Annotated in this window: 11 protein-coding genes and 3 pseudogenes; 9 read left to right on the forward strand and 5 right to left on the reverse strand. The window is 66.9% G+C overall.

Features of this window, described 5'->3' with window-relative positions:
* Positions 1-400 precede the first annotated feature (400 nt).
* The gene (locus IG98_RS0142310) at positions 401-1126 is read right to left on the reverse strand and encodes an SDR family NAD(P)-dependent oxidoreductase (protein WP_030925895.1); all 726 of its coding nucleotides are present in this window, start codon (positions 1124-1126) and stop codon (positions 401-403) included.
* Between the two features lie 48 nt (positions 1127-1174).
* Here IG98_RS0142310 and IG98_RS0142315 point away from each other — a divergent pair, with 48 nt between their 5' ends.
* The 5 genes and pseudogenes from IG98_RS0142315 to IG98_RS49795 all read left to right on the forward strand — a co-directional run bounded on the left by IG98_RS0142315 (position 1175) and on the right by IG98_RS49795 (position 5863).
* The gene (locus tag IG98_RS0142315) at positions 1175-2071 is read left to right on the forward strand and encodes a LysR family transcriptional regulator (protein WP_281178612.1); all 897 of its coding nucleotides are present in this window, start codon (positions 1175-1177) and stop codon (positions 2069-2071) included.
* Between the two features lie 487 nt (positions 2072-2558).
* Positions 2559-2675, forward strand: a pseudogene (locus tag IG98_RS49790) (RidA family protein); the annotation flags it as partial.
* Positions 2676-2838: 163 nt separating this feature from the next.
* Positions 2839-3402 (forward strand): hypothetical protein, encoded by a 564-nt coding sequence (locus IG98_RS47885; protein WP_030925899.1) that lies wholly within the window; start codon positions 2839-2841, stop codon positions 3400-3402.
* A 602-nt stretch (positions 3403-4004) separates the two neighbouring features.
* On the forward strand, positions 4005-5030 hold the full coding sequence (locus IG98_RS0142330; protein WP_084196060.1) for an ATP-binding cassette domain-containing protein: 1026 nt from the start codon (positions 4005-4007) through the stop codon (positions 5028-5030).
* The gene (locus tag IG98_RS49795; RefSeq protein WP_030925903.1) at positions 5027-5863 is read left to right on the forward strand and encodes an ABC transporter permease; all 837 of its coding nucleotides are present in this window, start codon (positions 5027-5029) and stop codon (positions 5861-5863) included. Before IG98_RS0142330 ends, IG98_RS49795 begins: the two co-directional genes overlap by 4 nt.
* 2016 nt (positions 5864-7879) lie before the next feature.
* On the opposite strand, the pseudogene IG98_RS54015 reads toward IG98_RS49795, so the two are convergent.
* From IG98_RS54015 to IG98_RS52945, 4 genes and pseudogenes are all read right to left on the reverse strand, one after another.
* Positions 7880-9016, reverse strand: a pseudogene (locus IG98_RS54015) (AfsR/SARP family transcriptional regulator); the annotation flags it as partial.
* 385 nt (positions 9017-9401) lie between these two features.
* Positions 9402-9647, reverse strand: a complete 246-nt coding sequence (locus tag IG98_RS0142345; RefSeq protein ID WP_030925907.1) for a hypothetical protein — start codon at positions 9645-9647, stop codon at positions 9402-9404.
* A complete protein-coding gene (locus IG98_RS54710) occupies positions 9648-9815 on the reverse strand; it encodes a DUF6247 family protein (RefSeq protein WP_342666900.1) in 168 nt (55 codons plus the stop codon).
* Positions 9812-10003 (reverse strand): DUF6247 family protein, encoded by a 192-nt coding sequence (locus IG98_RS52945; protein ID WP_211264361.1) that lies wholly within the window; start codon positions 10001-10003, stop codon positions 9812-9814. Before IG98_RS52945 ends, IG98_RS54710 begins: the two co-directional genes overlap by 4 nt.
* A gap of 306 nt (positions 10004-10309) precedes the next feature.
* Here IG98_RS52945 and IG98_RS0142355 point away from each other — a divergent pair, with 306 nt between their 5' ends.
* From IG98_RS0142355 to IG98_RS0142370, 4 genes and pseudogenes are all read left to right on the forward strand, one after another.
* Positions 10310-10867 (forward strand): hypothetical protein, encoded by a 558-nt coding sequence (locus tag IG98_RS0142355; protein WP_030925909.1) that lies wholly within the window; start codon positions 10310-10312, stop codon positions 10865-10867.
* Positions 10868-11095: 228 nt separating this feature from the next.
* A pseudogene (locus IG98_RS0142360) lies at positions 11096-11971 on the forward strand (IS481 family transposase); the annotation flags it as partial.
* Positions 11972-12126: 155 nt separating this feature from the next.
* Positions 12127-12888, forward strand: coding sequence for a neutral zinc metallopeptidase (locus IG98_RS0142365; RefSeq protein WP_030925913.1), 762 nt, complete (start codon positions 12127-12129; stop codon positions 12886-12888).
* Positions 12889-13516: 628 nt separating this feature from the next.
* Positions 13517-14035: IS110 family transposase (locus IG98_RS0142370; RefSeq protein ID WP_157594864.1), on the forward strand; the 519-nt coding region annotated here is incomplete at its 3' end.

The raw sequence follows: 14035 nt of genomic DNA on the forward strand, positions 1-14035 counted from the left end.
CCGAACTCGGCGACGGCCTTAGTCCAGACGTAATCCTTCTCCTTCTTCTGCTCCGTGGCGGTGCGGACCATCGACATCTTCACCCCCCGGTTCTCGACGCTTAGATTCAGACGATCAACGCAACGCTGCTAGTGGATGGGTGGATCGTGGCTCGGATGGGTCGGCCGGGAATGTCGGACGCGATGAAAGAAGACTTGTGGCGGCGGTGGCGCCTGCGGCCTTGACCCGCACGAGGACCTGCCCGCTCTCGGGCAATGGCCGATCGACCTCGGCGATCCGCAACACCTCGATTCCACCGAACTCGTCTTATCTGACTGCCTTTGTCGTTGTCTTGCTTCTCCTGTGGCGCGCGCTGCGCGGCTGACCTCGAGAACGGGAATGGTTCGTGCTGGTGTGGCTGTTACCAGGGCACCGTTCCGGCGTCGTCGAAGAATCCGCCGGTCGGTCCGTCGTCGGGCAGGGTTGCGAGGTGAATCGCGATGGCCGCACCCTGTTGTGGTGTGCGGACGCCATGGAAGCCGTTGAGGTCGGTGGCGGTGAAGCCGGGGCAGCCGGAGTTGATCAGGATGTTGGTCTCGCTCAGTTCCTTGACGTATTGGATGGTGAGGGCGTTGAGGAAGGTCTTCGAGGCCAAGTAGGCGGCGGGAACCTGGCCCATGTCGATGCCCGGTGTGGTTTGCAGGGCGAACGAGCCGACGCTGCTGGACATGTTGACGATCCGCGGTGATGCCGAGTTGCGCAGCATCGGCAGCATCGCGTTGGTGACTCGGATAACGCCGATCACGTTGGTTTCCAGGACAGCTCGCACGGTCGCGGGCTCGACCGTGGTCGGTGTCTGTGGCATACCGCCGGTGATCGCGGCATTGTTGACCAGGACGTCGAGCCCTCCGGCATGGCCGGCGATCAGCTCGGCCGCGGCGGCGACACTTTCGTCGTCGGTGACGTCGAGCGGCACGCCGAACGCATCGGTCCCGGCCGCGCGCAGCTTCTCGACCGCGGTGTCGCGGCGTTGTTGATCCCTCGCGCCCACACCGATTCGCCAGCCCAGGGCGCCCAGGCCTACGGCGATCTCGTATCCGATTCCCTTGTTCGCGCCGGTCACCAGCGCGATCGTCCGTTCACTCATGCCGTCAATCATGTTGCGGACTCGGGTGGGGCGTCCAAGACCGGTCAAGTGGGCGGCGATACCGCACGGGTATTGGTCGTGGTCAGCGCCGGATACGATGAGCTGGTGGAGACGCGGGAGTTGCGATACTTCGTCGCCGTAGCCGAGGAGTTGCACTTCGGGCGGGCGGCACAACGGCTCTCGATGGCGCAACCACCACTGTCGCGGGCGATCCAGCAGCTGGAACGGCGGCTCGGAGTCGTTCTGCTGCACCGCACCGCTCGCGCCACCGCCTTAACCGAGGCCGGGTCGGTGCTGCTACGGGAGGCCCGGCTCGCGCTCGACGCGGTCGAAGCCGCCGAGCGCCGCACCCGCCGCGCCGCGGCTGACCAGCCCGGTGTGGTCCTGGCCACCAAGGCCGGAGCGTCCAGGGAACTCTTGTCGAAGCTTCTGCACGCCTACGCCGCTGAACCGGGCTCAGTGGCAGTCGAGGTGATGCTGTGCGGGCCGGGCGAGCCGGAAAGTCTGCTGCGCAACGGGCGTACCGACGTTGCTCTGCTCCACCGGCCTTACGACACGACAGCCGGATTCGACACCGAGGATCTGCACACCGAACAGCAGGTCGTGGTCCTGCCCAAGGGGCATCCCCTCGCCAACCGGGCGTATCTGTCGTTAGTCGAGGTCAACGCCCAGACGGACCTGCCCCTGCCGCGCTGGCCTGGACGGGATGGCGGCCATCCGGACGGCCCCGGACCGCAGGTGCGCGACCATACCCAACTGTTCCAGCTGATCGCGCTCGGACTGGCCTGCGCCGTCGTACCCGAGTCGCTCCGAGACCAGCTACGCGACGACCACGCCATCGTGCCGGTGCCGGACGCACCGGCCGTCACGACCGTCATCGCCTGGCCGCCACACAGCAGATCCAAAGCCGTCGCCGACCTCGTCCGCACCGCGACACGCCTATAGCCGATACCTGCTGCAGCACCGCTGTTCGCAGGCCGCACGACTGTACCGAGCATCACTAATGTTTCGGGATACATCCGGAAATGCCGCGTGGAGTTCGCGGGTTAAGGGTGAGGGCCCGCGAATACGCGGTGATCGCACCAGCGATTGCCCCCACGATCGCGCCACCGCTCGGCGCGCCTAGTTCAAACGTCGCAAGCCAAGCGGTGGGCGGATAGGCCAAGAGGCCCACGACTTAGGCCGACGCAACAACCGGACAGGCCAGCGACGACGGCACCGACCGCTCCGAAGCGCCCGACCGTCTCTGGCCAATCCGAGGTTCTCCCGCTGGTCACAGCAATATCGTCTTCCGGTCACCAACTGGCGACAAGATCCGACCGCTCAGCGATCGGGAACCTACCCCCGGCCGTGTACGAAGATCAGCTTGCTAAGATGACGGCACTGGCTGCATGAAATCGGGTGTCCACACCCCGGGGGGAACGCCAACAGCGTGCTGGCGTCGCGGTTGGGCGCCGCCGGGGTCGCACCGTCCACCACGATGCTCGGGGTGACACGGCTGGCGATCCCCGACCTGATGGTCGAGCTTGAGGGGACCGCCGTCGCCTGATGCGACCTCGCCGCCTCCGGCGGGGCTGCCGGAGGCGGCGCCCTGGATCCCGCCCGCGTCGTCAGCGGAAGATTCCCTGGACCGAGTTCGGCGGCTCGGCCACGATGAGGGCATGACGGAGAACGGACCGGCGCAACCGCCGAGGGCGGGTGGAGGAGCGGGTTTGCGCCCGAACTGGGCGGCGATGAGCGCTCTGGCGGGTGCGGCAGCCGCCGTGGTCGCGCTGGTCGCCTACCTGATGCCGCCGGCCCCGCCTCCGCAGCCCCCATCCGACGAGGTGGTCACCACCCCGGCTCCGCGGCCGTCGTCACCGGATTCGGTCACCACCCGGCCCACACCGCCGGCCCCGCGCCCGTCGCCCGAGTCCAGCGAGCCCCAGCCGCCGGCGCCGAGCCCCACCCGAGCGGTGCCGGTTGTCCCCCCGCCGGTGCCGGCGGTCCGGCCCGGGGGCTGCGACGAGACGGCGACGGCGCTGACCACATACCGCCGGAACGCCGGGACCACCCGCAGCGGCCAGGCAGCCGCGGCTCGCCAGACCTACCTCGACCTGATGGGCGCGGTCCTCGACGCGCAAGGAGCGGTGGGGGCGACGATCAGTCGACTGGCCGCCGAATTCCAGGAACTGAACTTCCGGCTGACCGGCATGACCGGCGGCGATCCCAACCAGGTGATCGCGGATATCAACACGGACCTCGCCGAGCTCAAGAGGCTGTGCGGATCCGGCTGACCTGGTTGGGATCACCGCCGGACCGGCGCGCGGCGGCTGCGGAGCAGCGGGGACCGGCGGGGTCGCAGTCGAGCGCCGCTTCCGCGTGCTCATCGCCTCTGCTAGCGCACACCCACATCGCGGCTGCGGCAGGCGGTGCACTTCGCGACCTTCCCGATCGACATCCCGCTACGGGCGATGGCTGCCGACTGCCGCCCCGGCGGCGCATCGAGTCATGCGGCGCAGCGGGGCGCCTGATAGCGGCCTCGGCCGGTGGCGCTGCTGTGTTTCGCTGCTGTACGGCGCGGAGAAGGCCACTTACCGATCATGGAAGGTGGCCTTTGACATGGGTGGAGCCTGGGAGATTCGAACTCCCGACATCCTGCTTGCCGGTCACATCGTCGAACGGTCTTCCCTCTGGTCAAGGGTGAATGCCGGCTGGTGCCGCATGCTCGGGTGCGTCGATGGTGCTGTACAAAGCCGCTGTACGGCAACCCGCGTGCGACCGGCTTTCTCATCTGATCCGTGTCCGCGGATGTCTGCCGCTGCTACAAGCGCCGCTCCCGGCAACCGGTGAAACCGGCCGAGGGTGCCGTGAAACCGGCGCCGCCGAGAGTGAAGCCATGACTATCACAGAACTCGGACGTCTCGGGGGCGGCCCGCCCTCCGACAGGAGTACCGACCTGGCCGTACATGCGGAAGGGCTGGTGAAGACGTTCGGCGGGCACCGTGCCGTCGACGGGATCGATCTGGACGTACGCCCTGGTGAGATCTTCGGCGTCCTCGGCCCGAACGGCGCCGGCAAGACCACCATGCTACGGATGCTGGCCACCCTGTTGAAGATCGACGCGGGCCGTGCCGAGATCTTCGGGGCCGACGTGGCCGCCAACCCGCACGTGATCCGCCAGCTGGTCGGCGTCACCGGACAGTACGCGTCGGTCGACGAGAACCTGACCGCCCGCGAGAACCTCTGGCTCTTCGGTCGCCTGCAGGGCGTCGACGCGCCGCGCGCCCGGCGCATCGCCACCGAATTGCTGGGCCAGTTCGGCCTGGAGGAGGCCGCCGACAGACCGATCGCGCAGTTCTCCGGCGGCATGCGCCGGCGCCTCGACCTGGCGGCCAGCCTGATCACCAGGCCACCGCTGATCTTCCTCGACGAGCCGACCACCGGCCTCGATCCGCGTACGCGCGGCCAGATGTGGGACACCATCCGCGGTCTGGTCGCCGATGGCTGCACAGTGCTACTGACCACGCAATACCTGGACGAGGCCGATCAGCTCGCCGATCGGGTCGCCGTCATCGACCACGGCCGCAAAGTCGCCGAGGGCACCCCCGACGAGTTGAAGACCGCGGTCGGCAACTCCGCCCTCCAGCTGCTGCTCGCCAACCCGGACGAGGTGCCCACCGCCGTGGAGATCGTGCGACGCGTCCTCGGCTCCGACCCGGTTCTCAGCCCGGAGCAGGGCCGCCTCAACGTCGCACTCGACCAGGCCGACCTGGCCGCGGACGTACTGATCGCGCTGCGCACCGCCGGGGTGTCGATCTCTTCGGTCAGCGTGGCCAAGCCCAGCCTGGACGAGGTGTTCCTCGCCCTCACCGGCCACAAGACGGACCGGAACCACGAGACCGGCACAGAGGAGAACCGATGAGCACCATGATCACACCCGCCCGTGAGACGGTCCGGGCCGCCGATCGCGTGGCGGCCGCCCGGCGGCGCGTCTCCCTGAGAGAGACGCTCGGCCAGACCCTGATGATGGCGTGGCGGGCGCTCAAGAAGATGCGCCGCAACCCGGAGCAGTTCTTCGACGTGGCGCTGCAACCCATCCTGTTCACCGCGATGTTCGCCTTCATCTTCGGCGGCGCCATCGCAGGCGACGTGCAGAGTTACCTCCCCCTGATGATCCCCGGCATCCTCGCCCAGACCGTGCTGACGACGTGCATGGCCACGGGCACGCAACTCCGCGAGGACATGGAGAAGGGTGTCTTCGACCGGTTCAAGTCGTTGCCGATCGCCCGGATCGCGCCGCTTGCCGGCCCCATGGTGGCCGACCTGCTGCGCTACACGATTGCGGCCACTCTGACTTTCGGCATGGGCCTGGTGATGGGCTACCGCCCGGGCGGCGGAGCGGGCGGCGTGCTCGCCGCGATCCTGCTGGCGATCATCACGGGCTGGTCGCTGGCGTGGGTCTTCACCTGGGTCGGCACGATCGCCCGAAGCGCCCAGGCCGTCCAGGGCATCTCCATGATGATCATGTTCCCGTTGACGTTCCTGTCGAACGCGTTCGTCCCCATCGAGACCCTGCCCGGCTGGTTGGCCGCGTTCGTACGGATCAACCCGGTCTCACACCTGGTCACGGCCGCCCGTGACCTCGCCAACAGCGCCCTCGTCAGCGGAGAGGTGGCCTGGACGCTCCTGGCGTGCGTGATCGTCATCGCGATCTTCGCGCCGCTGTCGGTACGCAGTTACAAGCGGCACATGTGACCTCGGCCCGTCACGGCCGGAGACCTGCTCAACGAGACCGCGCGCCTCGTCGAGCAGGTCGCAACCGCGTCGATCGCCGTACTCGGCCCGCACGGCTGCGATCATCCTGGGCGTGGCCCGCTCCGCGTACGGTTCGATCCGCTCGAAGGTCATGCAGGGCATGCTGCTGTTGTACGCGAACCGCTCGGCCAGCACCAGCAACCTGATCGCGTCGCGGGGGGCCATGGCTCCCCGCAGCAGCCCCCAGGCACCGAGCGCGAAGAGCATCGTGCCGCACACCGGGTAGTCGAGGATGGGGTTCTCCGCGGTCAGCAGGTCGTAGCCCCGGACGATGGAGAACAACTCCTCGCCGTACCTGACATCTTCCGGAGGGGCGTGGTACGCGTACGCCGTCATGGTGACCGACACCGCGATGATCATCCACGGCGTGGGCTCCGCGCGCGATACCCCGGGCAGGCGCAGGTCTTGCGCCCGCTGGACGGCAAGGCGGTATTCCGCGAGCGCGGCGGCCGTCTCGCCGCGGGCGAGGGCGAGCTCGGCCGCGCACAACGGGACGATCGCCACCCCGCCGAGCACTGCCTCGTTGTCGTTGATCCGGGTGAGCTCGGCGAGTTCGGCCTCCGCGGTGTCGAGGTCGCCGTCGGCGAGCGCGGAGACCAGCAGCAGCGCGCGGAGCTGGGTCTCGTCGTCTGTGGCGCCGAGCCGGCTCAGCACCGGGATGGCGGTCCGCGCGTGTCCGACCGCCCGCCGGCGATCGCCGCGCCGCATGACCAGGGGGGCCAGCACGGCGTGCTGGATCGCGGCGAACCACGGCCCCTCGTCCCCGCGGAGCATCGTCAGGGTCCGCTCGGCGGCCTCGATCGCCCCGGTCACGTCTCCCGCGTTCTCCAGGATTTGGGCGCTCGTCTGTGTCGCCGCCAAGGCCACATCATGGTCGGCGCTCTGGCGCAACTCCGCCAGCCGACGATGCAACTCGGCACCGTCGGCCGCGTCGCACGCGACCATCACCGTGGCCATCGCCGCTATACGGGGATTCGTCGCATCACTGATGGGCAGCGTACGGAGGAGGTCGATCAGCGGATCGCTGCGGCCGTCGGTGACGATCATGGTGTTCATCAGCGTGATCATCATGGCGGCCCTGGTCACCTCGACGAGGTACGGCGGCGGCACCCAGCCGGTGATCAGCTGGGTGACCGCGTCCCGATGCACGAACACCTGGGAGTGGTCGCCACGGATCGACCACAGCGCACCGACGCCGGCCAGCAACTGAAGCGTCGTGACGGGATCGGATTCGCCGAGAGCCTGCCGGAGCAGTTCGGCGAGGTTGCTCTCCTCGGCGTGCAACGCGTCGGCCGCCGCGAACTGCGCCGAGCTGAACAGCCGGGAGGCGTGTTCGAGGGCGTACGCCGTCGCCCAGGCCCGCTGCGCCGCCCGGGCGGGCGCCTCCTCCCCGGCCTCCTTCAGCCGCATCCGCCCGAACTCCCTGACGGTCTCCAGCATCCGGTAGCGCAGGCCGTACGTCGTCTCGCGGACGCTGAGCATCGACTGCTCGGTCAGCGCGTCCACGACGTGCAGGGCCTCCGGGCCGAGTACCTGCTCGGCCGCGGCCAGCGTGAAACCGTCGCCGAACAGCGACAACCACCGCAACGCCTGCCGTTCTGGCTCGTCCAGCAGATTCCATGACCAGTCGATGACCGCGAGCAGCGTCTGGTGCCGGTCGGGGGCCGTACGGTTCCCCCCGCGCAGCAGGGCGAATCGGTCCGCCAGGCGCCGCGCGATCTCCTCCACCGACATCACCCGTACTTTGGCCGCGGCCAGCTCGATCGCGAGCGGCAGCCCGTCGAGGCGGGCGACGACCTCCTCGACCGCTCCCTCGTCGATCCGCACACCCGGGCGGGCGGCCATGGCGCGCTGGCGGAACAACTCCACCGCGTCGCCCGTGGGCAGCTCGCCGAGCAGGTAGACGCGTTCGGCGGGGATCGACAGGGGGGCGCGCGAGGTGATGAGCACCCGCAGGTCGCGGGTCGTCACGGTCAGGAACGCCACCAGGTCGGCGACGGCCTCGATCACGTGCTCGCAGTTGTCCAATATCAACAATGCCGGAGCCTGGTCGAGATGCTGGGCGATCCGGGCGCGAACGTCGGAGCGCTGCTCGGCGGTCAGGGCATGCCGCCCGCTGACCGAGTCCCGAACCCCGAGCGCCGAGCCCACCTCGCCCACCACGCCCTCCGGCGAGGAGACGCCGACGAGTTCGACAAAGTGAGCGATGGGCTGTGTGGCGTTCCTGCCGACGACATGAGCCAGCCGCGTCTTGCCCAGTCCGCCAGGGCCGATGATGGAGACCACCCGGTTGGTCTGCAACAGGGCGTGCACCGCACGGATGTCGCCGTCGCGGCCGAGCAGCGAGGAACCGTCGAACAGGATGCCCTCACGTACCGGCCGATCGGCGATGAGGAGTTCGGCGTACACGCGGGCGAGCTCAGGCCCTGGTCCAGTGCCGAGCCGCGCGACCAGGCCCGCGCGATACCGCTCGTAACGCTCCAGAGCGGCGGCGGCACCTCGGACGGCGGCCTCGCTGCGCAGCAGGCAGGCGAGCAGTTCCTCGTCGTGTGGCCGATCGGCCGCGGTCTCCTCCAGCAGCGGCAGCGCGCCCTCGTGAGCGCCGCTCCGGCCCCGCGCGATCGCCGCCACCCGCCGCGCCTCGGCCACCCACTGGGCAGCGACGCCCCTCAGCTCGGCGAGTGCGCCCGTGGCGCCGTCCAAGCCGCCGCCCAGGAGGCTTATGGCCTCTTCGGCGCGGCGACTCGCGAGCACCATGTCGTCCTCGCCCAGTGCGGCCCGTGCCTGCTCCACCAGCTCGCCGAGCAGCAGGACGTCCACCTGACCGGCGGGCAGCCCGAGCCGGTAACCACGCGGGATCCGCACCACGGCGTCGGCGCAGGTCACCGCCCTGGTCCGCGAGACGACCACCTGCAGTGCCTTCGTCGGGTTGGCCGGCGCCCCGTCCGGCCACAGCTCTTCGACCAGGCGCTCGTCACTGACCCCTGCACGCCCTTGTATGGCGAGCACGGACAGCAGGGTGTGCGCGCGATCGCCGACCACGCGCACCCCCCGCCAGCGAACGCCGTCGAGCAGGACGAGTATGGGGGACATACCCCCAGCTTACGGACGAGTCACAGGTAAGGAGCGTGACCGCGAGTATCTCGACGACTGGATCGAAGCTGTTGAGGATCTCGGGGCATCTCACCCTCGTTCACCTCGTCGACGATGTCGACGTCCCACGCGTCGCACCGCCAAGAAGCTGGCGGAGCACTCCTGACATCCTGCTTGCAAAGCAATCCCGGTGGGAGTGGACCATGGGCAATATCCGCTTCCACCTGCGCATACGGTCCACGGTAATCCACCATCGTCCGGCCTTGTCCAGGGTCGTCGTCACCCAGTTGGTCACTCAAAGATGCTGACCTGGAAGAGCTCAGGTGCTGAACCCGTTGACGTTTACCGTACGCTGTCGCCGTATCACGGTCATGTACATGCAGGATTATGGCCACTCAATACGGATGAGATACACCTCACGTTGCTCGTCCAGGACTACGTACGTCGCCAGACCTCGTTCACCAAACGTATGAGCAGGCATGTTGGCCTTGGGATTGGCCGGGTTGTACGGCTGACCGCTCCACGGCGCGATCTCCAGCAAAGTGAGCAGTTCGGCGAGCGGACGTAGCGCTTCCGCGGGGATCTCGGTGATCTGCTCTTCGGCGAAAGGGTCAACTGTGATCTGGTACACCTACAGGTCGACCCCACAAGCACCAAGAGCCTCACGCCAAGGCCTTCCAGAAGAGACCGGTTCACCGGCAAAAACCTGCTCGGCTTTCGCATGCATGCGGCGGCGTCCTTCAGGGTCCCGCGCCGAGTCACACGCGGAGATCCACCACCGGTGAACGAAGGCGTTCAGCGCACCAGATCCAAGCTCACTCGAATCTCGTCCAGCACTGCCTTGAGCCCCGCGTCGAACGCCTCACGATCCTGCGGCACGACCAGGGCGGCGCGGATGGCCCGAAGGTTCTTCTCAGGCGTCGGTGACCCGGGGGCACGAACTCCTGCGGCTGCGCGGTCATGCTGGAATCTCCTCTGCCTGCTCATAAGCCTACAGACTCCCGCCGGAAGAGCTCAGGAATCCCGTCACATGGGCACTCGAAAGATGAGACCGACGTGTGCGGTGGTCAGGTAAGCCGAGCGCCGGGCTCGGTGCGCGGCCTGGACTCCCGCGGTCGCAGGGACCGATCCCGGCTGTATCCCCGGTTGCCGAGCGGGTACAGGGCCTCGAGGTGGCGCGGAGCGCCGCTTGACCATCGCCGTCATAGGCGGTGAGCCATATCTGGTAATACGCCACTGAGGGCTCATCATTCGGGCTACTGGTGTTGCCCGACGGGACACTAAGGTAACGCAATGATCACCAAGCCACCCGGATGGCCGTTACTCACAGCATTCTCGCTTACGGCGCTCGTATGTCTGTGGTGGGCCAGCGCGCCCTACCTGTACGTCGAGTTGGTCCTTTTCGCTTTCTTCGCGGGTGGCGTGCTCTTCCTAGTGTGGATCATACGGATCATCGTCGCAGCGATAACGGACTCCAACGCGGTGTCCGTGCACATACGACAATGGTTCGTGCCATGGATGATTCTTGGCGGCGTCGTCCTCTCAATCATGGTCGATGCACCGTTCTACGCACGATTCGCGTTGTCGCAGCCCGCCTTGACAGTCTTCGCCGAGACCGTCGCCAAGAGCGGGCAGGTATCGCACGAGTGCCGGTATGTTGGCCTCTATCGCGTCTGCTGGTCAGAGTCGACCCCTGGCGGCGGTGCTCGATTCTCGGTCGATGACTGGCTGATCCGCACCTCGGCAGGCTTCGTGTGGAGCCCCGCAGGCCAGATGCCTGAGGACGATGTGGAGAACCTCGACCCGCTTGTCGGCCCCTGGTATAGGTGGTCAGGGTGGGATGAATGGTGAGCGGTTTAGGGGTTGCCCCGTGGTCATGTGTGGCCTCTTCAGCCAGTGCTGCGCCCAGGGAAAGGACAAAGCGCATCCCGAGATTCCAAGGAGTGGCGTCACTGCTGCGCGGTAGGGAAGTGCTGCTGTCGATGTGAGGTCTCGGGACATGCTTAACCGGTCGTTCTCAGGACATGGTTGACGGTGGCCCGGCATCATGCTCGCCAAGAAGACGTCGAAGCGAGCTCTGTGCAGGTGGCGAGCGTGGATCAGCAGGCGTTGCTGGAGTACCGGTATCGCGCGGTGCGTGAGGTGCCGGCAGGTTCACAGATCGGGGAGGTCGCGGCCCGGTATGGGACCTCTCGGCAGTCGGTGCACACCTGGCGGCAGCGCTTTAAGCAGGAAGGCATGCCCGGGCTGGCCGATCGGTCGCGGCGGCCTCGCACCAGCCCGACCCGGCTGCCGGCCGAGGTCGAGGCCTTGATCTGCAAGATGCGGCGCCGACATCCGCGCTGGGGTACCCAGCGGATCGCGTATGAGCTCGGCGCGTGCGACCTGGAGCGGGTGCCGGGCCGGGCAACGGTGCACCGGGTGCTGGCCCGCAACGGGCTCGTCGTCACTCAGCAGCAGGAGCACAAGCTCACCTACCGGCGCTGGCAGCGAGAGGCGCCGATGCACGTGTGGCAGCTCGACCTGGTCGGCGGGATGCCACTGGCCGACGGCCGGGAATGCAAGACGGTCACCGGTATCGACGACCACTCCCGCTTCTGGGTGATCGCCGCCGTGGTGGCGGTCCCGTCTGGTCGCGCGGTATGCACGGCGTTCACCGCGGCGATGCGCCGCTACGGTGTTCCCTTCGAAGTACTCAGCGACAACGGCAAGCAGTTCACCGGCCGGCACATCCGCCCGCAACCAGTGGAGGTCCTGTTCGAGCGGGTGTGCCGGGAAAACGGCATCACTCGGCGGCCGACCAAACCCCGCTCACCGACCACGACCGGCAAGATCGAACGCTTCCACAAGGCCCTGCGCCGGAAACTACTCGATCACGTGGCCCCGTTCGAATCGATGGCCGCAGCCCAGGAGGCCATCGACGCCTGGGTGCACACCTACAACCACACCCAACCGAGCTGACGTCAATCATGTCCTGAGACTAAAGCGTCAAGCATGTCCTGATGCCTCACATCGACAATCACCAGGGGCTCAACGATTTTGCCGACCCCTGAGACCTTCACCGATAAGGCCTTTACCTACGGCTTTGCATCCTTCTACTCTTGATCACCATGAAACGGGCTCTGATCATTCTTTCCGGCATAGTCGCCGTCATGCTCCCCTACGGAACAGCCCACGCGTATCCCATCAAGAACAACACCCTCACCGTCAACGCGATCTACAGCAGCGGAGCGCTCAACACCACCGAATGTCCGGAAAAGCCCATCAAGCGGCGCAATGTGAAGCTCGCCGAGGCCTACGTGAAGGTCGTCGTGAGCTGCCTCAACACCACATGGGCAGCCCAGTTCGAGAAGTCGGGTCAGACATTCAGGCGCCCGAAGCTGAAGCTGGTCACCAAGCCACCCGCCAAGTTCTGCGCGCTCAAGTGGGATCAGTCCGAGCAGGACGCGTACTACTGTGACCAGACCGAGACGATCTTTATCGTGCTCAGCAACGACCTGCTCGACGACCCTTCCGATCTGTACCTCTTCAACCTGGTGAGCATGGAATACGGCCAGCACGTCCAGACGCTCACCAACATCTACAGCGAGTACGAGGACATCGACTTCCGCAACAAGAAGGAGCTCCAGGAGCAGAGCCGCCGCTATGAATTGCAGAGCAACTGCTTCGGCGCCGCTTTCCTCGCGAGCGTCTGGAGCTCCCTCGACCGCTCCTCGGCCGATTGGAAGCTGCTGCTCTCACAGGTTAAGAACTGGACCGACAAGGACAACGGGACAAGGACGAACATTGCCTACTGGATGAACCAGGGATTCAACATGGGCGATCCGAAGGCGTGCAACACCTGGGCGGCGTCTGCCAAGCGCGTGGCCTGACCGACTGATGACGACGCGGTCCGAGGGCTGGCGACAGACGTCTACGCGACGTCAAAGGTCTTCGGCCGTGGCCGCCGTCACCTCAAGACTGTTTGCCTCACAGCTGTCTTGGTGTGTGTCCGTGCGGGACGGTGGCCACGTTACGAACGGGCGGCAACGCTCCTCATGCGATGGCCACTCTGCGCAACCTTGCCATCAGCGCCCTGTGCCTGGCTTGAGAGACCAACATCGCCTAAGCCCTCCGCCGCCCCAGCCGGCCCCTGACCATCCTCGGAATCACATGATCAGCCCTGGCTCGACGGCTCTGCCGGAGCCCTGGCCCGCACCGTCATTAGGCACGAAGCCCCAGACCTTCGATCGCCCCCGACCCTGGGCGGAGATCAGCCATAGTCAGGCGATCGTCCTACGTTGTTGGTGCGGGTGATGCGAGCCGTTCGTAGGGTTGGCTTACCCGCAGGGGTACGGGGTGTGGCTTAGGCGATCGTGGCCCTCGATGGCTTCCCTTACTTGGCCGCCCCGTATCCCGCGACGACTCGACCGCTGATTGGGAACTGTGCGCTGATCGCTGAGTAGGACAACGTCGGCGAGGTCGTCTGCGGGATCCCATGCAACGACGACGTGCGGGAGCATGATGAGCCGGATCTGGGCGGGAATCGACGCGGGCAAGACCCATCACCACTGTGTGGTTATGGATGCCGAGGGCACCAAGCTGCTGTCTCGGCGAGTGCTCAACGACGAGCCCGAGCTGCTGACGCTGCTGGCTGACGTACTGGCCCTGGGCCAGGAGGTCATCTGGTGTATCGACATCGTCGACGGTGGGGCCATGCTTGTCCTGGCGGTGTTGTTCGATCACGAGCAGCGAGTGTTGTACATTCCCGGCCGCACCGTGAACCGGGCCGCAGCCGGCTATCGAGGCCAGGGGAAGACCGACGCGCGCGATGCCCTGGTCATCGCCGACCAGGCGCGTATGCGCTATGACCTGCATCCGGTCCGGCGCGGGAATGAGATCACCACCGAGCTGAAACTGCTCGTTGTGCCCCTCCCCTCGTACTGTGGAGATCTGGTGGCGGACCGTACCCGGGCGATCAACCGGCTACGGGGTCTGCTGAGTGGGATCTTTCCCGCTCTGGAGCGCGTCCTTGAACTG

It is taken from the genome of Streptosporangium amethystogenes, from assembly GCF_000721075.1.
Classification (GTDB): Bacteria; Actinomycetota; Actinomycetes; order Streptosporangiales; family Streptosporangiaceae; genus Streptosporangium; species Streptosporangium amethystogenes.

Excerpts from the sequence above, each read along its gene's own strand:
- IG98_RS0142310 (WP_030925895.1), bottom strand. The coding sequence starts at position 1,126 with ATGAGTGAACGGACGATCGCGCTGGTGACCGGCGCGAACAAGGGAATC.
- IG98_RS0142330 (WP_084196060.1), top strand. The coding sequence starts at position 4,005 with ATGACTATCACAGAACTCGGACGTCTCGGGGGCGGCCCGCCCTCCGAC.
- IG98_RS49795 (WP_030925903.1), top strand. The coding sequence starts at position 5,027 with ATGAGCACCATGATCACACCCGCCCGTGAGACGGTCCGGGCCGCCGAT.
- IG98_RS52945 (WP_211264361.1), bottom strand. The coding sequence starts at position 10,003 with ATGAGCAGGCAGAGGAGATTCCAGCATGACCGCGCAGCCGCAGGAGTT.
- IG98_RS0142355 (WP_030925909.1), top strand. The coding sequence starts at position 10,310 with ATGATCACCAAGCCACCCGGATGGCCGTTACTCACAGCATTCTCGCTT.
- IG98_RS0142365 (WP_030925913.1), top strand. The coding sequence starts at position 12,127 with ATGAAACGGGCTCTGATCATTCTTTCCGGCATAGTCGCCGTCATGCTC.